The sequence below is a fragment of the Halorubrum sp. SP9 genome (assembly GCF_005435015.1).
Taxonomy (GTDB): domain Archaea; phylum Halobacteriota; class Halobacteria; order Halobacteriales; family Haloferacaceae; genus Halorubrum; species Halorubrum sodomense.
This window is the reverse complement of sequence record NZ_SGXU01000760.1, coordinates 1-221: the sequence shown is the minus strand read 5'-3', so window position 1 is coordinate 221 and position 221 is coordinate 1. Positions and strand designations below refer to the sequence as shown.

1 protein-coding gene is annotated in these 221 nt (G+C 75.1%); it reads left to right on the top strand.

The window, feature by feature from the left end; translation table 11 throughout:
* On the top strand, positions 1-221 hold a 221-nt coding region (locus EXE45_RS19235; RefSeq protein WP_137695219.1), incomplete at both ends, for an iron-sulfur cluster assembly protein.

The following is a 221-nucleotide window of genomic DNA, read 5'->3' as shown; positions in this document are numbered from 1 at the left end:
GGTTGCCCGCCAGGCCGCGGAGGTCCGGCCGGCTCGCCGTCCCGCCGCCCGCGCCGCGGTAGAGGACCCCGAGAACGGCGACGACATCGTCTCGATGGGCCTCGTCGACGACGTAGCGATCAGCGACGGCACCGCCGAGGTGTCGCTCGCGTTCAACGCCCCGCACGCGCCGGCGGAGATGGAGATCGGCGACGCGGTCCGCGAGGCGATCGAGGAGGCCG